This window comes from Kitasatospora sp. NPDC051705 (genome assembly GCF_044453265.1).
In the GTDB taxonomy this organism is placed as follows: domain Bacteria; phylum Actinomycetota; class Actinomycetes; order Streptomycetales; family Streptomycetaceae; genus Kitasatospora.
The window spans coordinates 255,206-276,302 of the sequence record NZ_JBITCO010000004.1 but is presented as its reverse complement, the minus strand read 5'-3'; the positions used below and the strand labels follow the sequence as shown (position 1 = coordinate 276,302).

Below are 21,097 nucleotides of genomic sequence, written 5' to 3'. Positions count from 1 at the left end.
TCGGCGTCCCGGGGGCCGTCAGGCGGGCTTCACCACGTCGAAGCGCTCGGCGCCGAGCACCCAGTGGCCGCGGCGCATGACGGCGACCAGGTCGTAGGTCTCGGAGTCGAGGGCGACGAGGTCCGCCAGCTTGCCGGTCTCGAGGGAGCCGGTGGTGCCGGCCAGGCCGAGCAGCCGGGCGGGGGTGGTGGAGAGCGACTCGACGGTCTGGCCCAGGCTGAGGCCGTTGACCGTGACGGAGCGCTTGAAGGCGACGTCCAGCGTGAGGGTGGAACCGGCGATCGCGCCGCCCTCGACCAGGCGTGCGACGCCGTCCTGGACGCGGACCTGGAGGGGGCCGAGGGGGTAGAGGCCGTCGCCCATGCCGGCGGCGCCCATGGCGTCGGTGATCAGGGCGACGCGGGAGGCGCCGGCGGTGCGGTAGGCGAGGTCGAGGACGGAGGGGTGCAGGTGCACGCCGTCGTTGATCAGTTCGACGGTGACGCGGTCGTCCTCGAGGAGGGCGACGATGGGGCCGGGGGCGCGGTGGGCGATGCCGGGCATGGCGTTGAAGAGGTGGGTGGCGACGGTGGCGCCGGCGTCGACGGCGCGCAGGGTGGTGGCGTAGTCGGAGTCGGTGTGGCCGACGGCGGCGATCACGCCGAGGTCGGCGAGCATGCGGACGGAGTCGAGGCCGCCGGGGAGTTCGGGGGCGAGGGTGACCATGGCGGCGTGGCCGCGGGCGGCGTCGACGAGCTTGCGGACCAGGGCGGGGTCGGGGTCGCGGAGCAGGTCGGGGCGGTGGGCGCCGCAGCGGTTGTGGGAGATGAAGGGGCCCTCGAAGTGGATGCCGGCCAGGACGCCGTCCTCGACGAGTTCGGAGAGGACGGCGGCCTGGCGGGCGACCTCGTCGATCTCGCCGGTGACGGTGGAGGCGACGGTGGTGGTGGTGCCGTGCGCGAGGTGGGTGCGGGCGGCGTGCAGGGCCTCCTCGGCGATGCCGGAGGCGTAGGAGGCGCCGCCGCCGCCGTGGACGTGCAGGTCGACGAAGCCGGGGACGAGGGTGTGCCCGGTGAGGTCGAGGTCGCCGGGCTCGGGCTCGCCGCCGAGGCCGGCGATGGCGGTGCCCTCGACGGTGAGTCGGCCGCCCTCGACGACGCCGCAGGGCAGGACCAGCCGGGCGCCGGCCAGAGTGATGCGGTCCGCGGTCACGCGGTCACCTCCAAGGTGAGCAGATCCCAGGCGAGCAGGCCGGCGCCCAGGGACGCGGCGGTGTCTTTGAGCATGGCCGGTACGACCTTCGGGGGCATCTGGAAGGTCAGGCGCTCGGTGACCGCCGCGCGCAGCGGGGTGAGGAGGGTGTCGCCGGCCTCGGCCAGCCCGCCGCCGACGATCACCGTGGACGGGTCGAGCAGGCTCTGGGCGAGCACGATGCCGTCGGCGAGGGCGTCGACGGCGCGCTGCCAGACCGCGAGCGCGCGGGGGTCCCCGGCGTCCACCGCGGCGGCGCAGGATGCCGCGTCGGCGTCGGGGTCGCCGCAGGCCTCGGCCCAGGCGCGGGAGACGGCGGAGGCGGAGGCGAGCGTCTCCAGGCAGCCGCGGGCGCCGCAGCCGCACTGCGGTCCGCCGGGGCGGACCACGACGTGGCCGATCTCGCCGCCGTAGCCGTGCGCGCCGGCCTCGATCCGGCCGCCGATGCCGATGGCGCCGGCGATGCCGGTGCCCAGGGCGATGAACAGGAAGCGGTCGACACCGCGGCCGGCGCCGATCCGGCCCTCGGCGAGGCCGCCGGAGCGCACGTCGTGGCCGAGCGCGACGGGCATCGCGGAGCCGTCGGGGCCGGCCAGCCGCTCGCCCAGCAGGCTGCGCAGCGGGAGGTCCCGCCAACCGAGGTTGGCGGAGTAGACGGCGATGCCGTTCCTCTCGTCGATCGTGCCCGGGACGGCGACGCCGGCGGCGAGCGGGGCGACGCCGAAGCGGCTGCGCCCCTCGTCCGCGAGGTCGGCGGCGAAGTCGAGGATGGCGGCGACCACGGCGTCCGTGCCGTGCTCCCGCCCGGTCGGTCGGCGTGCTTCGAACAGCACGGAGCCGTCCTGGGCGAGCAGCGCGGCCTTCATGCCGGTGCCGCCTACATCGAGTGCGATGACGTGCTTCACGGAGGACAGTTTCCCCTGGCTGGTAGAAGAGGTCTAGTCCAGTTGTCGGATTGGTCTGGTCCAGAACGGGTGAGCTTTGTCGCAGCTGCGGGCGGTGTGCGGGGCTTTGCGCCGGGCGGCGCGCGGTCACCTCCTGTTGCGCATCGTGCAACGACCTCCGCACTTCGATAACTACTCGGCGGGCTCGGGGTAGTGGTGTGGACCACCGCCCGCTCGATTTGGCAGTGTTGCCGCCTCCCCCCTGCCGGATTCCCCCGTTCGGCCGCAGTCCTCCCCCCGAAGGCGGTACCCGCGTTGAACAGGCGCGCCCACGTTCCCACCCGTGTCCTCGGCACCGCGCTGGCCGGCGCGTTGGTGCTCCCCGCGGTCAGCGCGTGCGGCGGGCAGGGCGACGGGACGGTCACCCTCAAGCTGGTCGCCGCCGACTACGGGGAGAACGCCGACACCGGCTCCAAGCGGTACTGGGACGAGGTCGCGCGCGGCTTCGAGGCGGCGAACCCCGGGATCAAGGTCGACGTCGAGGTCGACAGCTGGACCGACATCGGCAAGAAGGTCGACGACATGATCGCGGCCGGCAAGTCCCCCGACCTGCTGCAGACCGGCGGCTTCGCCGACCAGGTCGCCGCGGACCGGCTCTACCCGGCCGGCGACGTGCTCTCGATGGACACCCAGGCCAAGTTCCTGGACACCTTCTCGCACGCCGGCCAGGTGCTCGGCACCCAGTACGGCATCCCGTTCGTCTCGTCCTCCCGGGTGCTCTTCTACAACAAGGCGGTCTTCCGCCAGGCCGGCATCACCCAGCCGCCGGCCACCTGGAACGAGCTGCGCCAGGCCGCCGAGAAGATCAAGGCCAAGGTGCCGGGCGTGACCCCGTACGGGCTGCCGCTCGGACCGGAGGAGGCCCCGGCCGAGTCCATGCTGTGGACGCTCAGCGGCGGCGGCAGCCTCTCCGACGACGTCGGCAACTACACCATCGACAGCAACCAGAACCAGGCCACCTTCGGCTGGCTGAAGAGCAACCTGGTGGCCACCGGGCTGACCTACGCCGACCCGGGCAGGATGAACCGCACCCCGGTGTTCCAGGACTTCGCGGCGGGGAAGGTCGCGATGCTGAACGGGCACCCGACGCTGCTGCGGATGGCGACCGCCGGGAAGATCGACTTCGGCACCGCGCCGATCCCGAAGAAGGACGGCGTGACCAAGACCGGGAGCCTCGGCGTCGCGGACTGGATGATGGCGTTCAAGGCCAACGGGCACAAGAACGAGATCAAGAAGTTCCTGTCCTTCGCCTACACCCGCGAGTACCAGCTGAAGTTCGACGAGCAGTACAACCTGCTGCCGGTCACCCAGGACGCGTTCGCGCAGATGACCTCGGACCCGAAGCACGAGGACCTGAAGCAGTTCGCCGCCGGGCTCGGCAACGCCAGCTTCTACCCCTTCGGGGACCCGGCCTGGGGCGACGTCAGCAACCGGATCAAGGCCGGCATCGGGCAGGCCGTCACCGGGGACCCGAAGCAGGTGCTCACCGGCCTGCAGGACGCGGCGGTCAAGGAGGCGGCCCGGGTCCGCAAGTGAACCCGGGCCGGTGGGGGAACCGCCCCGCGGGCGCGGGTTCGAGGAGGGGCCCTACGGGAGCGTGATGGCGTAGGCCTTCCGGAGGGTCTCGTGGACGGTCCAGGTGGTCCGGTCGCCCTCGCGCAGCACCGCGCAGTCGCCCGGGCCGACCTCCAGGGTCGGGCCGCCCTCGACCTCGATGGTGGCCCGGCCGCTGAGCACCACGAACATCTCGTCGGCCTCGACGTCGGTGACCACGCCCGGGGTGATCTGCCAGATGCCGCGCAGCTGGCGGCCGTCGGGGGACTCGGCGAGGACCCTCCCGGAGACCTCCGGGGAGCCGGAGACGATCTGCGCGGGGTCGAGCGGGTCGGGTTCGAGGTCGGCGGTGGGGATGTGCACGGCGAAGCTGGGCGTGGTCATGGTTCCGACGCTATCCGGGGTGCGGGGTGCGCGGAGGACGCAGAGTGTGTCGGGGTTCCGCGCGAGAATGACACTCCGTAGTGAGGGCGGAGGTGTCCTGGTGGGCGAGCTGAGTGAGCGGGACGTGGCGGTGCTGGCGCTGGAGGGGCGGCAGTGGCGCACGGCCGGGGCGAAGGAGCGGGCGATCCGGGAGGAGCTGGGGATCTCCTCCACCCGGTACTACCAGCTGTTGAACGCGATGCTGGACCGGCCGGAGGCCCTGGCGCACGCGCCGGTGCTGGTGAACCGGCTGCGGCGGATCCGGGAGGCCCGCCGGGCCGCGCGCTGAACCTTGCGGGCCGGGCCGCGCCGCGTCGCGGCGGTCGCGTCGCGCCGCTCGCGGTGGGTGCCGCCGGACGGGTTGGGTGGGAGTCGGGCAGCGGGGTATGGCTCGGGCATGGGCTTCGAAGAGACGTGGACGCCGGTCACTGCGGCCGGGCGGGACGGAGTGCGGGCGATCCTGGAGGCGCCCGGGGGCGCGGTGATCGCCCTGGACTTCGACGGGACCTTGGCGCCGATCGTGCCGGACCCGGACCGGGCCAGGGCGCATCCCGGCGTGGTGGCCGCCCTGCGGGCCCTGGGCCCGCGGGTGCGGGCCGTGGTGGTGGTGACCGGCCGCCCGGCCGCCCTGGCGGTGGAGTACGGGGGCCTGGCCGGGCTCCCCGGGGTGGTGGTGCTCGGGCACTACGGCGCCGAGCGCTGGGAGGACGGCGAGGTGAGCGCGCCGCCGGTGCACCCCGGGGTGGTGCGGGCCAGGGCGGCGCTGCCCGGACTGCTGGCGGAGACGGGGGCGCCCGACGGGACGTGGGTGGAGGACAAGGGGCGCTCGCTGGCGGTGCACACCCGGCGCACGGACGCGCCCGAGGAGGCGCTGGAGCTGCTGCGCGGGCCGGTCGGCGAGCTCGCGGCGGGGCTCGGGCTGGTGGTGGAGCCCGGGCGGCTGGTGCTGGAGCTGCGGCCGCCCGGGGTCGACAAGGGGGCGGCGCTGACCGGCTTCCTGCGTGAGCGCGCGGCGCGGTCGGTGCTGTACGCGGGCGACGACCTCGGGGACGTGGCGGCCTTCGCGGCGGTGGAGGAGCTGCGCGGCGAGGGTCTGGCGGGCCTGCTGGTGTGCAGCGGCGCGGTGGGGGACGCACCGGTGCGCGAACTCGCCGACCGGGCGGACCTGGTGGTCCCGGGCCCGGCCGGCGTGGTGGAGCTGCTCGAAGGGTTGGCCCTGGCGCTCACGGCGCACTGAGCCGGTCGCTCACGGCGCGTCGAGCCGGTCGCTCACAGCGCGCTGAGCTGGTCCAGGAACCACTGCTGCGGGGGGAGTGCGGTGGCCGCCGCCGCGAGGCGCTTGGTGCGGTCGGCGCGCTCCTCCTCCGCCATGGTGAGGCCCGCGTGCAGGGCGTCCGCGGTGGCGATGACGTCGTAGGGGTTCACCGTCAGGGCGTCCTCGGCCAGCTCGGCGTGCGCGCCGGCCTCGCGGGAGAGCACCAGGGCGCAGCCGTGGTCGGAGACCACCGGGACCTCCTTGGCGACCAGGTTCATGCCGTCCCGGATCGGGTTGACCAGGGCGACGTCGGCGAGCCGGTAGGCGGCCAGGGAGCGCGGGAAGTCGTCGTCGACGTGCAGGATCAGCGGCTTCCAGGTGTCGGTGGCGAACTCGGCGTCGATCTCCCCGGCGAGCCGCCGGACCTCGGCGGTGTAGGCCCGGTACTCGGCGAGGTCGGTGCGGGACGGGTAGGCGAAGGCGATGTGCACCACCCGGTCGTGCCACTCGGGGCGGGTCCGCAGCAGGTGCCGGTAGGCCTGGAGGCCGCGGACGATGTTCTTGCTCAGCTCGGTGCGGTCGACCCGGACGATGGTGCGGCGCCCGCCGACGGCCTCCCGCAGGACGGCCAGGCGCTCGTCCACGTCGGGGCGGTGGGCGCGCTCGCGCAGGAAGTCGGCGTCGGCGCCCAGCGCGTGGACGCCGAGCCGGGTGGTGCGGGTCTCCCCGGCCGAGGGCCCGGTGAGGGTGACGGTGAGGGCCTCGCGGTCGACGACGGCGCCCAGCAGCTCCTCGCAGCAGTCGGCGAAGGCGAGCGCCCAGCGCCGGGTGAGGAAGCCGGCCCGGTCGGCGCCCAGGATGCCGGTCAGGACGGCCCGGGCGACGTCGTCGGGCAGCAGCCGGTAGTAGTCCGGCGGCGCCCAGGGGGTGTGCGAGAAGTGGCCGATCCGCAGGTCGGGGCGGGCGGCGCGGAGCAGGGCCGGGGTCAGCGACAGGTGGTAGTCCTGGACGAGGACGGCGGCGCCGGGGGCCGCCTCGGCGGCGAGGGCCTCGGCGAAGGCGGTGTTGTACGCCGTGTAGGCGGCCCACTCGGTGCGGAAGTCCGCGTCGAAGGAGGGGGCGGTCGGGGTCGCGTACAGCAGGTGGTGGACGAACCAGAGGGTGGAGTTGGCGACGCCGTTGTAGGCGCGGGCGAAGGTGTCCGGGTCGATGTCGAGCATCCGGACGGCCTGTCCGCCGACGTCGTGCCCGGCGCGGTCGAGGCGGCCGTCCGGGGCCTCGGCGGCTGCTCTGCGGTCGGCCGCGCCGAGGGCGGCGCAGACCCAGACGGCGTTCGGGTCGTCGATGGCGGAGAGGCCGGAGACCAGGCCCCCGCCACCGCGCCGGAGGGTCAGCGTGCCGTCGTCAGCGGTTCCGAACGACACCGGTCCCCGGTTGGAGGCCACCAGGACGGGGGCGGTGCCGGTCGCGCTCGAACGTTCGGTCGTGAGATCGCCCATGGTTGGTACGTTGCCGTGGCCCCGGGGCGGCAAACCCCTCAGTGCCGGGTCGCGTACTCGGGCACGGTGTGCATCGGGGGGCGCTCGACAGCCGTCACCGGGTGGGTGTGGGCGGTGAACTCCCGGGTCCGCGGGTCCCGGGTGAACTGGGTCAGCAGCGGGTGGACCAGGTCGGCGGAGGCCTTCAGCCGGTGGGTGCGGTCGAGCCGTTCCAGGGCGGTGCGGTAGATGGTGGCGGCCATCCGGCCCAGCGCCTGGCCGTCCTGGTGCCGGTGGTGCCGGACCCCGACGTCCACCTGGGCGAGGGCGTCCAGTCCGACCGCCTCCAGTGCGTCCACCAGGAGTCCGAGCTCGACGCCGTAGCCGGTCGGGAAGGGGAGCCGTTCGAGCAGCGAGCGGCGCGCGGCGTACTCGCCGCCCAGCGGCTGGACGAAACCGGCGAGTTCCGGCCAGTGCAGGTTCAGCAGCGGGCGGGCGACCAGTTCGGTGACCCGGCCGCCGCCGGACGGCACGACGGCGCCGCCGCCCGTGGCCGAGCCGTCGAGCGACACCTCCAGCGGGCGGTCGTACATGGCCTTGACCAGCTGGATGTCCGGTTCGGTGAGCAGCGGGCCGAGGATGCCGGAGACGAAGGCCGGGTCGAACTCGCGCAGGTCGGCGTCGACGAAGCAGACGATGTCGCCGCGGGTCACCAACAGTGAGCGCCAGAGCACCTCGCCCTTGCCGGGGACGGCCGGGATCCGCGGCAGGACGGCGTCGCGGTGCACCACCCGGGCGCCCGCCCCCGCCGCGACGGCGGCGGTGGCGTCGGTGGAGCCGGAGTCGACCACGACGAGCTCGTCGACCAGCGGGACGCGCTCCATCAGCTCGCGCCGGACGGTCCGGACGATGTCGCCGACGGTGGCCTCCTCGTCCAGGGCGGGGAGCACCACGCTGACCGTGTGACCGGTGCGGCGCTTGGCCTCCAGCAGGGTGCGCACCGGCCGGTCGGCCGCGCTCCACGAGCGGCGGCGCAGCCAGGACGCCGCCTGCGGGAGGAGCGCGGGGATCGGTTCGGCGGGCACGTGACTCTCCTCGGCGGGATCGGGTGGGACGCGTCATCTCGCGTGGCGGACGGTCCCGTTCGGCGTTGACGCCTTCGGATACAGTCTTCGTACAGCGGTCGGACCTTTGCACGCCGGGGTCACCGTTGAGCGCCACCACAATTTCACAAGCTCATCCAGAGGGACTGAGGGAACGGCCCGTTGACGTCCCGGCAACCTTCTCGCTCGGCTGTCGTCGTACAGGCCCCGGCGGGACAGGTGCCAATTCCGGCCTGTGGCGCGACCGCGCCACGGGGAAGATGAGGAGAGAGGCCTCGCCATCATGGCTATCGACACCGTCGCACCCGCATCCGTGGACCTCGGCCCCGCCGCCGCCCTGTCCTGTCGGGAGTGCGGCACCCGCTTCCCGCTCGGTCCGAGCTTCGCCTGCCTGGAGTGCTTCGGCCCGCTGGAGATCGCCTACGAGTTCGGCGGCGAGCGGGCCGAGGAGCTGCGCAAGCGGATCGAGGCCGGCCCCACCTCGATCTGGCGCTACGCCCCGCTGCTGCCGGTGCCGGCCGACGTCGCCTCGAAGCCCAACCTGAACCCCGGCTGGACCCCGCTGGTGAAGGCGGACAACCTGGGCCGCGAGCTCGGCTTCACCGCCCCGCTGCACGTCAAGGACGACTCGGGCAACCCCACCCACTCCTTCAAGGACCGGGTGGTGGCCTGCGCCATCGAGGCCGCCCGGGCCTTCGGCTACACCACGCTGTCCTGCTCGTCGACCGGCAACCTGGCCGGTGCGGTGGGTGCGGCGGCGGCCCGGGCCGGGTTCCGGTCCTGCGTGTTCATCCCGCACGACCTGGAGCAGGGCAAGGTCGTCATGGCCGGGGTGTACGGCGGCGAGCTGGTCGGCATCGAGGGCAACTACGACGACGTGAACCGCTTCTGCTCGGAGCTGATCGGCGACCCGGCCGGTGAGGGCTGGGGCTTCGTCAACGTCAACCTGCGCCCCTACTACGGGGAGGGTTCCAAGACGCTGGCGTACGAGATCTGCGAGCAGCTCGGCTGGCGGCTGCCGGAGCAGATCGTCATCCCGATCGCCTCGGGCTCCCAGCTGACCAAGATCGACAAGGGTCTGCAGGAGCTGATCAGGCTCGGCCTGGTCGAGGACCGGCCGTACAAGGTCTTCGGTGCCCAGGCGGCGGGCTGCTCGCCGGTGTCGGCCGCGTTCAAGGCCGGCCAGGACGTGATCCGGCCGGTCAAGCCGGACACCATCGCCAAGTCGCTGGCGATCGGCAACCCGGCGGACGGCCCGTACGTGCTGGACATCGCCCGGCGCACCGGCGGCGCCGTCGAGGACGTCACCGACGCCGAGGTGGTGGACGCCATCCGGCTGCTGGCCCGGACCGAGGGCATCTTCGCCGAGACCGCGGGCGGGGTCACCGTCGGCGTGCTGAAGAAGCTGGTGGAGACCGGCCAGCTCGACCCGGCCAAGGAGACCGTCGCGATCAACACCGGCGACGGCCTGAAGACCCTGGACGCCGTCGCCGGGGCCGGCATGACCGCCGTCATCCGCCCGACCCTGGCGTCCTTCCGCGACGCCGGCCTCGCGTCCGCCTGAACCACCCCCACCCGCTGGGCCGCACCCCCGCTAGGAGAGCCATGAGCGTCAACGTCCGCATCCCCACCATCCTGCGCACCTACACCGGCGGCGCCGCCGAGGTGAGCGCCGAGGGCGCCACCCTCGGCGAGGTCATCGCCGACCTGGAGAAGAACCACGCGGGCATCTCCGCCCGCATCCTGGACGACACCGGCAAGCTGCGCCGCTTCGTCAACGTCTACGTGAACGACGACGACGTGCGCTTCGCCGACGGCCTGGCGACGGAGGTCGCGGACGGGGCCGGCGTCTCGATCATCCCGGCGGTGGCCGGCGGCTGCTGAGCCGCACCCGCCCGGGCCGGCCGCCCGCGCGCACGGAATTCCGCTCTCCGTGCGCGTGGGCGGCCGTGCGCATTTCGGCGGGAATATATCCCGGTGGAGTCGGAGTAGAGTGTGGCTCGGCTGGGAAAAGGGATTCTCTTCATCCTCCCCCGCGATTCGCCGGACCGCCGTCCGGCCGTTGAGACCCGCTGGGCCCCGGCGCTGCGAAACATGTCAGGCCGATGTCAGAATTCGCGCGGTGATCTGTAGTAATTCGTCCGCTATGTCCGGCGTCAAATGCCGAGTTCATTCCGATTCCGCCCGCAGTGTCCCCTGGTGCGCACCCGGAATTCCCCGCAGTTGACCCTGTTGCAGAGGGCGTCGATCCGGATACATTCAGCGGCGGTCGACGTAGTCAGCCGCTCACAGGATGCCGTCAGGCGCCCCGGCGGAGGATTGCGGCGTGCACGGCTGCGCCCAGGGGGGGTTCCCCGGGCCGGCCTCCAAACCAGACCCGGGCCCGCGACCTGCGGGCGCGTGAAGGGCCAGCACAGCACTAGGGGAGTTCGGAATGGCTCAGGGCACCGTCAAGTGGTTCAACGCGGAGAAGGGCTACGGCTTCATCGCGGTCGACGGTGGTGCGGACGTCTTCGTCCACTACAGCGCGATCCAGATGGACGGCTACCGCACCCTCGAGGAGGGCCAGCGGGTCGAGTTCGAGATCTCCCAGGGACAGAAGGGCCCGCAGGCGGACATGGTCCGCTCGGTCTGACCTCTTCGGCTCCAGGAGCTCGGCGCGGCCCACGGCTGGTGACCACTCGCTTCTCGGCGGGCCCGTACGACACGCGTCGTGCGGGCCCGTCGGCGTTCCCGGGCGGGGAGTTGCGGGGGCCCCCGGGATCGCGCCGGACGGCTCGCGGGATCGCGATTGGGCTTGCACTCGACCACCCGGAGTGCTAATCATTGGCGTTAGCACTCACAGCGTGAGAGTGACAGCGGACCGGGTCGGTGAGGCCCCCGGGAGCGGTAGGGGAAAAGACCCCCGCACACCAGGGCCGTCCGTCGCGGGCACCCCTTGGTCCGAGCAGTCGACCGTGTCCCGGAGGACCACTTCTGATGGCCAAGATCATCGCCTTTGATGAGGAAGCTCGCCGCGGCCTTGAGCGTGGCATGAACCAGCTCGCCGACGCAGTGAAGGTCACGCTCGGCCCCAAGGGCCGCAACGTCGTGCTGGAGAAGAAGTGGGGCGCCCCCACGATCACCAACGACGGTGTCTCCATCGCCAAGGAGATCGAGCTCGAGGACCCGTACGAGAAGATCGGCGCGGAGCTCGTCAAGGAGGTCGCCAAGAAGACCGACGACGTCGCGGGTGACGGCACCACCACCGCCACCGTGCTCGCCCAGGCCCTGGTTCGCGAGGGTCTGCGCAACGTCGCCGCCGGCGCCAACCCGATGGCCCTGAAGCGCGGCATCGAGAAGGCCGTCGCCGCCGTCTCCGACCAGCTGCTGGCCCAGGCCAAGGACGTGGAGACCAAGGAGCAGATCGCCTCCACCGCCTCCATCTCGGCCGCCGACACCCAGATCGGCGAGCTGATCGCCGAGGCCATGGACAAGGTCGGCAAGGAAGGCGTCATCACCGTCGAGGAGAGCAACACCTTCGGTCTGGAGCTCGAGCTCACCGAGGGCATGCGCTTCGACAAGGGCTACATCTCCGCCTACTTCGCGACCGACCTGGAGCGCATGGAGGCGACCTTCGAGGACCCGTACATCCTCATCGCCAACTCCAAGATCGGCTCGGTCAAGGACCTGCTGCCGCTGCTGGAGAAGGTCATGCAGAGCGGCAAGCCGCTCGTCATCATCGCCGAGGACGTCGAGGGCGAGGCCCTGTCGACCCTGGTCGTGAACAAGATCCGCGGCACCTTCAAGTCCGTCGCCGTCAAGGCCCCGGGCTTCGGCGACCGCCGCAAGGCCATGCTCGGCGACATCGCCATCCTCACCGGTGGCACCGTGATCTCCGAGGAGGTCGGCCTCAAGCTGGAGAACGCCGGCATCGACCTGCTGGGCACCGCCCGCAAGGTGGTCATCACCAAGGACGAGACCACCATCGTCGACGGTGGCGGCGACAGCGAGCAGGTCGCGGGCCGCGTGAACCAGATCCGCGCCGAGATCGAGAACAGCGACTCGGACTACGACCGCGAGAAGCTCCAGGAGCGCCTCGCCAAGCTGGCCGGCGGCGTGGCCGTCATCAAGGCCGGCGCGGCCACCGAGGTGGAGCTCAAGGAGCGCAAGCACCGCATCGAGGACGCCGTCCGCAACGCCAAGGCCGCCGTCGAGGAGGGCATCGTCGCCGGTGGTGGCGTCGCGCTGCTGCAGGCCGGTGTCGCCTTCGACAAGCTGGAGCTGGACGGCGACGAGGCCACCGGTGCCAACATCGTCAAGGTCGCGCTCGAGGCCCCGATCAAGCAGATCGCGACCAACGCCGGCCTCGAGGGCGGCGTCGTGGTGGAGAAGGTGCGCAACCTCCCCGCCGGTCACGGCCTGAACGCCGCCACCAACGAGTACGTCGACCTGGTCGCCGCGGGCATCATCGACCCGGCCAAGGTCACCCGCTCCGCGCTGCAGAACGCCGCCTCCATCGCGGCGCTGTTCCTCACCACCGAGGCCGTCATCGCCGACAAGCCGGAGAAGGCCGCCGCGGCCGCCGGCGGCGGCATGCCGGGCGGTGACATGGACTTCTGATCCTGATCTCCTGAGATCGGATCGGTCGAATCCCGATCGTGTGGGCGGTCCCCTTCGGGGGGCCGCCCACACGGCGTTCCAGCGGCGCACTACCGGAGAATGGACAGATGGCTTCCGACGACATCGAGACCGCCCTGCACAACGCGCGGGCCCTGATCCTGGCCGACCTCACCGCGCGGGACGTGGCGGACGCCGCCGTCGTCTCCCTGGTGGAACAGGCCGTGACCCACCGCCGCTGGTGGCTCGAGCAGTGGCCGGACGGCACCGAGTACGTGCTCGGGCTGGTCGCCCAGGACGTCCAGGACGCGCTGCTGGAGGCCTACGGCCGCTGGCCGCTGTGCGCCGACTGCGCCGCCGACGGCGACCCGCACGCGCTCAGCGTGGAGCCCGAGCTGGGGCCGGAGCCGCACTGGGTGTGCGGCAAGCACGGTGCGGTGGTCGCGCCGGTCGGGGGACTCGCCTAGGGCGTGTCTTTCGGATCACGCCAGGCGGTCGCCGCCGGGGCACGCACTCCCCCAGCCTTCGGCCGGGGGTACCCCCACGCCGGCTTCTCGTCAGTCGCCGATGCTCCGCATGGACTCCCTCCTCGGCGCCGCCGATGCACGCACCCCAACGACGCCCGCTGATCCGACGTGATCCGAAAGACACGCCCTGGGGCGTGTCTTGTCGGACACGCCGTGGCCGGGTGCCGTTCTCAGGCCCCGCCGGACGCCAGCCGGTCCAGTTCGGCCGCCAGGTTGGCGCGGGCCGGGGCGTCGAAGCGGGCCAGGGCTGCCGGGGTGCGGTAGAGCGCGGGCAGCGCGAGGAGCCGGCGCAGGACGTCCGCCCGGCCGGCGCGGAAGTCGGGCTCCGGGACGAAGGCGTACTCCTCCCGGACGGCGGCCGCGTACGCGGCGTACGCCCCGGGGCTGCCGCCGAGCACGGCGAGGTCCGCGTCGCAGAGCACCTCGCCGTCGCGGTCGCCCGGCTCGGGGCGGTGCGTGACGGTGAGCAGGACCAGCCGTTCGACCTCGGCCACCCGCGCGGCGGGCAGGCCGGCGGCGGTGAGCGCGCGGACCGCCAGGGCGGCGCTGCGCTCCTCGTTCTCGGAGCGGTCGGGCCGGTAGACGGCGTCGTGGAACCAGGCCGCGAGCCGGACGGCGTCCGGGTCGGCGGCGTGCCCGGCGAGCTCGTCGACGTGCCGCAGCACGGCCCGCAGGTGCTCGGGGGTGTGGTAGCGGCGCTGCGGTTCGGCCCAGCGGCGCAGCAGCTCCCGCCCGTACGGCTCGGGGTCCTCGGTCGCGGCGCAGCGGTGCAGCAGCGCGGTCCAGTCGGCGAGCAGGGCGTCCGCGCGGTCGTCGGTGTGGTCCCCGGCGCGTTCCTCGGTGATGGGCATGGGGGCCATTCTCGCGGTGCCGTCGCACTGGACCGATAGGTAGATCGACGATATATGTAGTCACATGACTGAACGCTCGATGCAGGAGCCCACGCTGCTGCTGCTCACCGCACTCGCCGACGCCCCCAGACACGGCTACGCGCTCATCCAGGAGATCGCCGCCATCTCGGACGGACGGGTCACGATGCGCACCGGCACGCTCTACGGCGCGCTCGACCGCCTGCTGCAGCAGGGGCTCATCGAGGTCGCGGCCGAGGAGGTGGTGGACGGCCGGGCCCGGCGCAGCTACGCCCTGACCGCCGCCGGTCGGACCGCGCTCGCCACCGAGGCCGAGCGGCTGCGGGCGGTGGCCACCGAGGCGGAGCGCCGGCTCTCGGCGGTCCGCTCGATGCTGCAGGGGAAGCCGGCGGAGTCGCCGGGGAGGTCCACGAAGAGGGGGCGTTTCGCATGACCACACCGATCCTGGGGGCGCCCTCGGCGGCGCTGCGGGCCGCGCTGCAGCTCTACCCGGCGCACTACCGCCGGGAGCGCGGCGAGGAGATGGCCGCGGTCTTCGCCGACACCACGGCGGAGGCCGGCCGCTCCGCCGTCGCCCGCGAGGTGTTCGACCTCGCGCTGTACGGACTGCGGGTGCGGCTCGGGCTGACCGGCTCCTCGGTGCTGGGGCGGGTGCTCGCGCTGGCCGCGCCGATGGTCGCCGGCGCGCTGGCCGGGGCCGGGCTGGTGCCGTGGGTGCTCGACCCGGACCGGGCCGCCTGGAAGCTGACCTGGGACCACTCGTACGGCACCTACGCCCAGACGATCGCGCCGCCGGTGGTCGCGCTGCTGCTCGCGGTGGCGGCGCTGCTGGGGCGCTGGACGGCGGTGCGGGTCATCGCGGTGGTGCAGGCCGTCATGGGGCTGGGCGTCCTGGCGCAGGCGCTCGTCCGGCCGGCGTTCGACCTCTGGTGGGCCGGGTACGTCGGGATGGCGACCCTGCCGGCCGCGGTGGCCGCGGTGCTGCTGCTGGCGGCGCCGACCGCGCTGCTGCCCGCACCCGACTGGCGCACCCGGGGCGTGGTGCTGGCCTCGGTGGCCGGGGGAGGGCTGCTGGTCGCGCTGCAGCGCTGGGACGACACGAACTTCCCGCTGGACGTCCAGTGGTTCGTGCTGCTGCTGCTCGTGCCGCTGCTGCTGACGTTCACCGTGCTGCGCGGCCGGGTGGTGCCGGCCGCGATCGGGGTCGCGGTGCTGTCGCTGACCACCTTCGCGGGCCTGTTCAACATCTGGCGCGAGGGCCGCGGGATCTCGCAGGTGCTGCCGGTCGTGGCGCCGGCGGCGGGCCTGCTGGTGCTGGTGGCGGTGGCCGTGCGTGCGGCCGGCCGTGGTGGTGGCCGGGGCGCCGGCCCCGGTGACGGCGAGGGTGGCGGCGTGGGTGGTGGCGACGGGGTCGAGGAGCGGCCCGGCCTGGCGTGACCACCGGGGGCCGGGCGGCCCCTTGAGGGGGCGCCCCGGTCCCGTCGCAGGGAGGGCGCCCGGGTCTCGCCGGGGGCCGGGCGATGTGGCAGGCTGTCCGGCATGTCTAGACCAATTTTCGAAGTCATCGCGCTGACGCCCCAGGACGCCCAGGCCGCCGAGTCGGGCGGCGCCGACCGCCTCGAACTGGTCACCGACATGGCCGCGGACGGGCTCACCCCGTCCGTCGAGGACTTCGCCCGGATCCGGGCCGCGGTCGGCATCCCGCTGCGGGTCATGCTCCGGATCAGGGACGGCTTCGCCCCGGGCGACCTCGACGCGCTGGCCGCCCGGGCCGCCGCACTGCGCGCCGAGGGAGCCGAGGAGTTCGTCTTCGGTTTCCTCGACGCCGACGGCACCGTCGACCGGGCTGCCACCGAGGCCGTCGCGGAGGCCGTCGCCGGTTGCCGCTGGACCTTCCACCGGGCGATCGACCACAGCGCCGACCGGGCCGCCCTGCGGGCCGCCGTCGGCTCGCTGCCCGGACTGGACACCTTCCTGACCTCCGGCGCGGCCGCCGGGGTGGACGCCGGGCGGGAGGTGCTGCGGGCCGAAGCCGCCCGGGCCGGCGAGCCCGGGTACGGGCAGCGGATCCTGATCGGCGGCGGCCTGCGCGCCGAGCACCTCAAGGGCCTGCGGGCCGAGGGCTTCGACGCCTTCCACGTCGGCGGCGCGGTACGGGTCGCCGGCTGGGACACGCCGGTCGACGCCGCCAAGGTGGCCGAGTGGCGGGCGCTGATCGACGCCTGAGCGGGCACCGGGGTCGGCCCCGGCGGGGCCGGACCCACCCCGTCAGCGCAGCTGCTCGGGCAGCGGCTCGCTGTGCAGCACCGTCAGGCCGGAGACGGCACGGGTCAGCGCCACGTACAGCCGGCGCAGTCCGGTCCGCTCGTCCGGCTCGCCGGCGACCACCGCGGCCGGTTCGTCCAGCACCACGTAGTCGTACTCCAGACCCTTGGCGAGCGAGGCCGGCACGAGGGTCAGCCGGGCCTGCTCGCTGGTCTCCTCACCGGGGGAGAGGTACGGCAGCCCGGCCGCGGTCAGCGCCTCGGCCAGCCGCGGGATCCGGGCGTCGGCGGCGATCAGCCCGGTCGAGCCCTCGTGCTCCAGCGCCTCCCGGCAGGCCGCGAGCACGGCCTCCGTCGAGCCGTCCTCCTCGACGCGGCGCACCACGAGGGAGCCCGGAGCCTCGCGGACGGAGGACGCCGGGGCCAGCCCCGGGGCGATCGCCGGGAGCAGCCGCGAGGCGTACGCGATGACCTCCTCGGGCACCCGGAAGCCCTTGGTCAGCTCCTCGACGTGGGCGTCCGGCTTGCCCAGGTGGCGCAGCGCGTCCGGCCAGCTCGCCGTCGCCCACGGGGTGGTGCCCTGGGCGAGGTCGCCGAGGACGGTCGCCGAGCCGGTGGTGCAGCGGCGGCCGACCGCGCGGTACTGCATCGGGGAGAGGTCCTGCGCCTCGTCCAGCACCACGTGGCCGAGCGAGGGCGTGCGCTGCACCAGGTCCGTCGCCTCGTCGACCAGGACGGCGTCGGCCGGCGTCCAGCGGGCGGTCCGCACCGAGCGGCCCGGCTTGGGCCAGAGCACCGCCAGCTGCTCCTCGGGGGTCAGCAGGCCCTCCGCGCACTCGGCCAGGAACGCCGGCTCGGAGAGCAGCCGCAGCACCAGCTTGGCCGGGTCGACCGCCGGCCAGCACTCCTTCACCACCGCCTTGACCGCGACGTTGCGGGCCACCGCGTCCTGCACCCGGTCGTCCGGCGCCTCGCCGCCCTGCTCCATCTTCAGCAGCACCGCGTGCGCGATCCGCTGCGGCAGGGCGTCCCTGGCGGCGCCGTAGCGGATCTCGCGGCCCTTCAACTCCTCGATGATCTCCACGAGTTCGTACGCCGGGACGCGCCAGCGGCGGGAGCCGCGGACCACCACGCAGGGCTCGGTGGGCAGCGTGATCCCGGCCCGCACCGCCCGGCGCAGCACCTCGGCCAGCCGCGCGTCGCCCTTGAGCCGGGCCGCCTCCGGGGTGTCCTCGCCCCGGACCTCGACGTGCCCGACCAGCTGCTGCACGGTGGCCTGGGCGACGTCCAGCTCGCCCAGCGCCGGCAGCACCTGCTCGATGTAGGAGAGGAACGCGTTGTTCGGCCCGATCACCAGCGTGCCGGTGCGGGCCAGCCGCTCGCGGTGCGCGTACAGCAGGAACGCGACGCGGTGCAGGCCGACGGCCGTCTTCCCGGTGCCCGGGGCGCCCTGGACGCAGATGGTCCCCGTGACGTCCGAGCGGACGATCTCGTCCTGCTCCGGCTGGATGGTGGCCACGATGTCGCGCATCGGGCCCACGCGGGGCTTCTCGATCTCGGCCGCGAGCAGGGCGGAGGCCGTGTCCGTCTCGGCCGGGTCGCTCAGGTGCTCGTCCTCGTACGCGGTGAGCTCGCCGCCGGTGTAGCCGAAGCGGCGGCGGCGCTCGACGTCCAGGGGCTCCGTGCGGCTGGCCCGGTAGAACGGCTGGGAGACCGGCGCGCGCCAGTCGATCACCATCGGGTCGCCGTCGGCGTCGTGGACGTGCCGGCGGCCGATGTAGAAGCTCTCCCCGCCGCCGCCCTCGCTCAGCTCCTCGCTGATCGCGTGCAGGTAGTCCAGGCGGCCGAAGAACAGCGGGGTGTGCGCGAGGTCGGCCAGGGCGGCGATCCGGGCCTCGATCTGGTTCTGGAGGACGACGGCGGACACCCAGGTGCCGGTCACGTCGCGCAGGTCCAGTGCCTGGACGTCCTCGCGCATCGCGCGCAGCGCGGACCGGGACGCGGCCAGGTGGTCGCGTTCGCGCTGGAGGGGGTCGGTGGTGGGGGTGGCGGGCACGGCGAACCTTCCCGGCTGGCCCCGGACGGGCACAGCGGATCGATGGAGCTCACGGTGGGGACAGCCGACCGTCCCTCCTTGCCCGGCGACGGGCAAGGAGGGGCCCTTCGGACGGTCGGCGCCTCCCCCGGCTGCCTGCGCGACTTCAGCAGGTACCACGGTTCGGGAGGGGGCAGACGGACGATCTTAGACCCGCGCGCCCCGGGGTTCCAGCCCCGCAGGTTCCGGGGGTCCCAGGGGCCCCGGACCGGCGGTACCCGGGGGGCGACCCCGCCGGGTCTCAGGGGTCCGCCCCCGCAGGTCTCGGGGGCGGCCGTACACCCGCAGGACGACCCGTGACCCGGCGGATGCGGCCTTTGGAGTGATGACCTCGGCCGTTCGGGTGCCTACCGTGGAACACATGAGCACAGCGAACCGAACCCCCGCCTCCCCCGCCGGCGCGACCGCCGTCCCCGGCCGGCACCGCAACCCGCTGGCCACCGCCGTCCGCAACCTCGGCATCGCCCTGGACACCGCCGCGCGCGTGGTCTTCCTCGGGCGCGACGGTGTCCGTTACTGAGTCCCGCGGGCCCCGAGGGGCCCCGGCTACAGCACGTCGTCCGCGTCGATGATGCGGTACGCGTAGCCCTGCTCGGCCAGGAAGCGCTGCCGGTGGGCCGCGAAGTCCTGGTCCACGGTGTCCCGGGCGACCACCGAGTAGAAGTGCGCCGCGTGGCCGTCCGCCTTGGGGCGCAGCACCCGGCCCAGCCGCTGGGCCTCCTCCTGGCGGGAGCCGAACGTCCCGGAGACCTGGATGGCCACCGTGGCCTCCGGCAGGTCGATCGAGAAGTTGGCGACCTTGGAGACCACCAGCACGCCGATCTCCTTGTTGCGGAACGCGTCGAACAGCTTCTCGCGCTGGGCGTTGCTGGTCTCGCCCTTGATCACCGGCGCGTCCAGGACCTCGCCGAGCTCGTCCAGCTGGTCGATGTACTGGCCGATGATCAGCGTCTGGTCCTTCTCGTGCTTCTTCACCAGCGCCTCCACCACCCGGCGCTTGGTCGCCGTGGTGGCGCAGAAGCGGTACCGCTCCTCGGGCTCGGCGGTCGCGTAGGCCAGCCGCTCCGAGTCGGTCAGGGTGACCCGCACCTCGCAGCAGTCGGCGGGCGCGATGTAGCCCTGCGCCTCGATCTCCTTCCACGGCGCGTCGAAGCGCTTGGGGCCGATCAGGCTGAACACGTCGCCCTCGCGGCCGTCCTCGCGCACCAGCGTCGCGGTCAGGCCGAGCCTGCGGCGGGCCTGCAGGTCGGCGGTGAACTTGAACACCGGCGCCGGCAGCAGGTGCACCTCGTCGTAGACCACCAGGCCCCAGTTGCGGGCGTCGAACAGCTCCAGGTGCGCGTAGACGCCCTTCCGCTTGGTCGTCATCACCTGGTACGTGGCGATGGTGACCGGGCGGATCTCCTTCCGCGTGCCGCTGTACTCGCCGATCTCGTCCTCGGTGAGCGAGGTGCGCTTGACCAGCTCGTGCTTCCACTGCCGGGCCGACACCGTGTTGGTCACCAGGATCAGCGTGGTCGACTTGGCGTGCGCCATCGCGGCCGCGCCGACCAGCGTCTTGCCGGCGCCGCAGGGCAGCACCACGACGCCCGAACCGCCGTGCCAGAAGCCCTCGACGGCCTGCGCCTGGTACGGGCGCAGCTGCCAGCCGTCCTCGTCCAGGTCGATCGGGTGCGCCTCACCGTCCACGTAGCCGGCGAAGTCCTCGGCGGGCCAGCCGAGTTTGAGCAGCACCTGCTTGATCTGGCCGCGCTCGGACGGGTGCACCACCACGGTGTCCGGGTCCACCCGGGCCCCCACCAGCGGGGCGATCTTCTTCGAGCGCAGCACCTCCTCCAGCACCGGCCGGTCGGTGGTGGCGAGCACCAGCCCGTGCGTCGGGTGCTTGAGCAGCTGGAGCCGCCCGTACCGCCCCATCGTGTCGGCCACGTCCACCAGCAGCGCGTGCGGCACCGGGTAGCGCGAGTACGTCACCAGGGCGTCCACCACCTGCTCGGCGTCGTGCCCCGCCGCGCGGGCGTTCCACAGCCCGAGCGGCGTCACCCGGTAGGTGTGCACGTGCTCGGGCGCGCGCTCCAGCTCGGCGAACGGCGCGATCGCACGGCGGCAGTCGGCGGCCCTGGGGTGGTCGATCTCCAGGAGAAGAGTTTTGTCGCTCTGGACGATGAGCGGTCCGTCGTTCACGCGGGGGTGCCCTCCACTGGCTGACAGGCTGGACTGACGCAGACCCTCCAGTGTCGCGCATTCCGCGCGGAACGGGGACGGGCTACTTCCACTCGTACAGCACGGACCGGCCCGCGCCGGTGGGGTCGTTCTCGAACTCGAAGACGCCGACGAGGTCGTTGAGGCGCTGGAAGGTGTCGGCGCCGCTCTCGAAGTAGATGCTGCCGCGCCACCTGACGGCGCCGCCCTCGGTGAAGTGGCCGATGCCGTTGCCGTGCCAGCTGTAGGTCTCGCCCTTCTCGGTCATGCCGACGCCCTGGCCCTCGCCGAACAGCGAGCCGTCCGGCCGCAGTTCCGACTCGTAGGTGACGAACTCCCGGACCGGGACGCCCAGCAGCTGTCCCGTGCCGGTCATCGAGACCTCGACGGCGGGGCCGCCGACGGTCGCCAGGACGCGCCGGCCGGTCTCGGTGGTGGTCAACTCCGCTATCTGCTCGCCGAGCATGATGCCTCCTCTCGCCATCCCCCGGTTCCAGCCTGCGCCGGGTGTGCGCGGTGGGCAATCGCGCCGGGTGACCCGCCCGCGCATCGCT

The 21,097-nt window shown here is 73.3% G+C and carries 21 protein-coding genes and 1 riboswitch; of the genes, 12 read left to right on the top strand and 9 right to left on the bottom strand.

Annotation, left to right across the window (positions count from 1 at the left end):
• Positions 1-18 precede the first annotated feature (18 nt).
• Both nagA and ACIA8Q_RS07810 read right to left on the bottom strand, forming a co-directional pair.
• Positions 19-1,191: an N-acetylglucosamine-6-phosphate deacetylase gene (gene nagA / locus ACIA8Q_RS07815; protein ID WP_396316896.1), complete on the bottom strand. Its 1,173-nt coding sequence runs from the start codon at positions 1,189-1,191 to the stop codon at positions 19-21.
• Positions 1,188-2,135: an ROK family protein gene (locus ACIA8Q_RS07810; RefSeq protein WP_360222952.1), complete on the bottom strand. Its 948-nt coding sequence runs from the start codon at positions 2,133-2,135 to the stop codon at positions 1,188-1,190. Before ACIA8Q_RS07810 ends, nagA begins: the two co-directional genes overlap by 4 nt.
• A gap of 294 nt (positions 2,136-2,429) precedes the next feature.
• Here ACIA8Q_RS07810 and ACIA8Q_RS07805 point away from each other — a divergent pair, with 294 nt between their 5' ends.
• Complete coding sequence (locus ACIA8Q_RS07805; RefSeq protein ID WP_396316895.1) at positions 2,430-3,710, top strand: extracellular solute-binding protein; 1,281 nt, start codon at positions 2,430-2,432, stop codon at positions 3,708-3,710.
• A 51-nt stretch (positions 3,711-3,761) separates the two neighbouring features.
• Here the strand turns inward: ACIA8Q_RS07805 and ACIA8Q_RS07800 are convergent, their stop codons facing one another.
• The gene (locus tag ACIA8Q_RS07800; RefSeq protein WP_360222946.1) at positions 3,762-4,112 is read right to left on the bottom strand and encodes a cupin domain-containing protein; all 351 of its coding nucleotides are present in this window, start codon (positions 4,110-4,112) and stop codon (positions 3,762-3,764) included.
• Positions 4,113-4,179: 67 nt separating this feature from the next.
• Between ACIA8Q_RS07800 and ACIA8Q_RS07795 the strand changes: the two genes are divergently transcribed.
• Together ACIA8Q_RS07795 and otsB are read left to right on the top strand one after the other, a co-directional pair.
• Entirely contained in the window at positions 4,180-4,440 is a 261-nt protein-coding gene (locus ACIA8Q_RS07795) for a DUF3263 domain-containing protein (protein WP_360222943.1), read from the top strand.
• 108 nt (positions 4,441-4,548) lie between these two features.
• Positions 4,549-5,388, top strand: coding sequence for a trehalose-phosphatase (gene otsB, locus ACIA8Q_RS07790; RefSeq protein WP_396316894.1), 840 nt, complete (start codon positions 4,549-4,551; stop codon positions 5,386-5,388).
• Between the two features lie 32 nt (positions 5,389-5,420).
• Here otsB and ACIA8Q_RS07785 read toward each other — a convergent pair whose 3' ends face one another.
• Both ACIA8Q_RS07785 and ACIA8Q_RS07780 read right to left on the bottom strand, forming a co-directional pair.
• Complete coding sequence (locus ACIA8Q_RS07785; RefSeq protein ID WP_360222937.1) at positions 5,421-6,905, bottom strand: trehalose-6-phosphate synthase; 1,485 nt, start codon at positions 6,903-6,905, stop codon at positions 5,421-5,423.
• A gap of 38 nt (positions 6,906-6,943) precedes the next feature.
• Positions 6,944-7,969, bottom strand: a complete 1,026-nt coding sequence (locus ACIA8Q_RS07780; protein WP_360222934.1) for a glucosyl-3-phosphoglycerate synthase — start codon at positions 7,967-7,969, stop codon at positions 6,944-6,946.
• A gap of 148 nt (positions 7,970-8,117) precedes the next feature.
• Positions 8,118-8,254: riboswitch (SAM riboswitch) on the top strand.
• A gap of 16 nt (positions 8,255-8,270) precedes the next feature.
• Between ACIA8Q_RS07780 and thrC the strand changes: the two genes are divergently transcribed.
• The 5 genes from thrC (at position 8,271) to ACIA8Q_RS07755 (ending at position 13,053) form a co-directional block, all read left to right on the top strand.
• Positions 8,271-9,551 (top strand): threonine synthase, encoded by a 1,281-nt coding sequence (thrC, locus tag ACIA8Q_RS07775; protein ID WP_360222931.1) that lies wholly within the window; start codon positions 8,271-8,273, stop codon positions 9,549-9,551.
• 41 nt (positions 9,552-9,592) lie between these two features.
• The gene (locus ACIA8Q_RS07770; RefSeq protein ID WP_360222928.1) at positions 9,593-9,871 is read left to right on the top strand and encodes a MoaD/ThiS family protein; all 279 of its coding nucleotides are present in this window, start codon (positions 9,593-9,595) and stop codon (positions 9,869-9,871) included.
• A gap of 550 nt (positions 9,872-10,421) precedes the next feature.
• Complete coding sequence (locus tag ACIA8Q_RS07765; RefSeq protein WP_360222925.1) at positions 10,422-10,622, top strand: cold-shock protein; 201 nt, start codon at positions 10,422-10,424, stop codon at positions 10,620-10,622.
• A 344-nt stretch (positions 10,623-10,966) separates the two neighbouring features.
• Positions 10,967-12,589, top strand: a complete 1,623-nt coding sequence (groL, locus tag ACIA8Q_RS07760) for a chaperonin GroEL (RefSeq protein WP_045692318.1) — start codon at positions 10,967-10,969, stop codon at positions 12,587-12,589.
• 107 nt (positions 12,590-12,696) lie between these two features.
• Complete coding sequence (locus ACIA8Q_RS07755; protein ID WP_360222922.1) at positions 12,697-13,053, top strand: hypothetical protein; 357 nt, start codon at positions 12,697-12,699, stop codon at positions 13,051-13,053.
• A gap of 230 nt (positions 13,054-13,283) precedes the next feature.
• Here ACIA8Q_RS07755 and ACIA8Q_RS07750 read toward each other — a convergent pair whose 3' ends face one another.
• Positions 13,284-13,964, bottom strand: coding sequence for a hypothetical protein (locus ACIA8Q_RS07750; RefSeq protein WP_387900780.1), 681 nt, complete (start codon positions 13,962-13,964; stop codon positions 13,284-13,286).
• Between the two features lie 64 nt (positions 13,965-14,028).
• On the opposite strand from ACIA8Q_RS07750, the gene ACIA8Q_RS07745 reads away from it, so the two are divergent.
• The 3 genes from ACIA8Q_RS07745 (at position 14,029) to ACIA8Q_RS07735 (ending at position 16,208) form a co-directional block, all read left to right on the top strand.
• Positions 14,029-14,415 (top strand): PadR family transcriptional regulator, encoded by a 387-nt coding sequence (locus ACIA8Q_RS07745; protein ID WP_387900782.1) that lies wholly within the window; start codon positions 14,029-14,031, stop codon positions 14,413-14,415.
• Positions 14,412-15,419, top strand: coding sequence for a hypothetical protein (locus ACIA8Q_RS07740; protein WP_360212646.1), 1,008 nt, complete (start codon positions 14,412-14,414; stop codon positions 15,417-15,419). The genes ACIA8Q_RS07745 and ACIA8Q_RS07740 overlap by 4 nt, the downstream gene beginning before the upstream one ends.
• Before the next feature lie 102 nt (positions 15,420-15,521).
• Positions 15,522-16,208, top strand: coding sequence for a copper homeostasis protein CutC (locus ACIA8Q_RS07735; RefSeq protein WP_360212644.1), 687 nt, complete (start codon positions 15,522-15,524; stop codon positions 16,206-16,208).
• Positions 16,209-16,250: 42 nt separating this feature from the next.
• Here the strand turns inward: ACIA8Q_RS07735 and ACIA8Q_RS07730 are convergent, their stop codons facing one another.
• Positions 16,251-18,302, bottom strand: coding sequence for a HelD family protein (locus ACIA8Q_RS07730; RefSeq protein ID WP_396316893.1), 2,052 nt, complete (start codon positions 18,300-18,302; stop codon positions 16,251-16,253).
• 400 nt (positions 18,303-18,702) lie between these two features.
• Here ACIA8Q_RS07730 and ACIA8Q_RS07725 point away from each other — a divergent pair, with 400 nt between their 5' ends.
• Positions 18,703-18,861 carry a hypothetical protein gene (locus ACIA8Q_RS07725; RefSeq protein ID WP_360212640.1) on the top strand — a complete coding sequence of 53 codons (159 nt, stop codon included), beginning with the start codon at positions 18,703-18,705 and terminating at the stop codon, positions 18,859-18,861.
• Between the two features lie 26 nt (positions 18,862-18,887).
• Here the strand turns inward: ACIA8Q_RS07725 and ACIA8Q_RS07720 are convergent, their stop codons facing one another.
• Positions 18,888-20,525, bottom strand: a complete 1,638-nt coding sequence (locus ACIA8Q_RS07720; RefSeq protein ID WP_360212638.1) for a DNA repair helicase XPB — start codon at positions 20,523-20,525, stop codon at positions 18,888-18,890.
• 82 nt (positions 20,526-20,607) lie between these two features.
• Entirely contained in the window at positions 20,608-21,009 is a 402-nt protein-coding gene (locus tag ACIA8Q_RS07715) for a hypothetical protein (protein ID WP_360212636.1), read from the bottom strand.
• Positions 21,010-21,097: the final 88 nt, after the last annotated feature.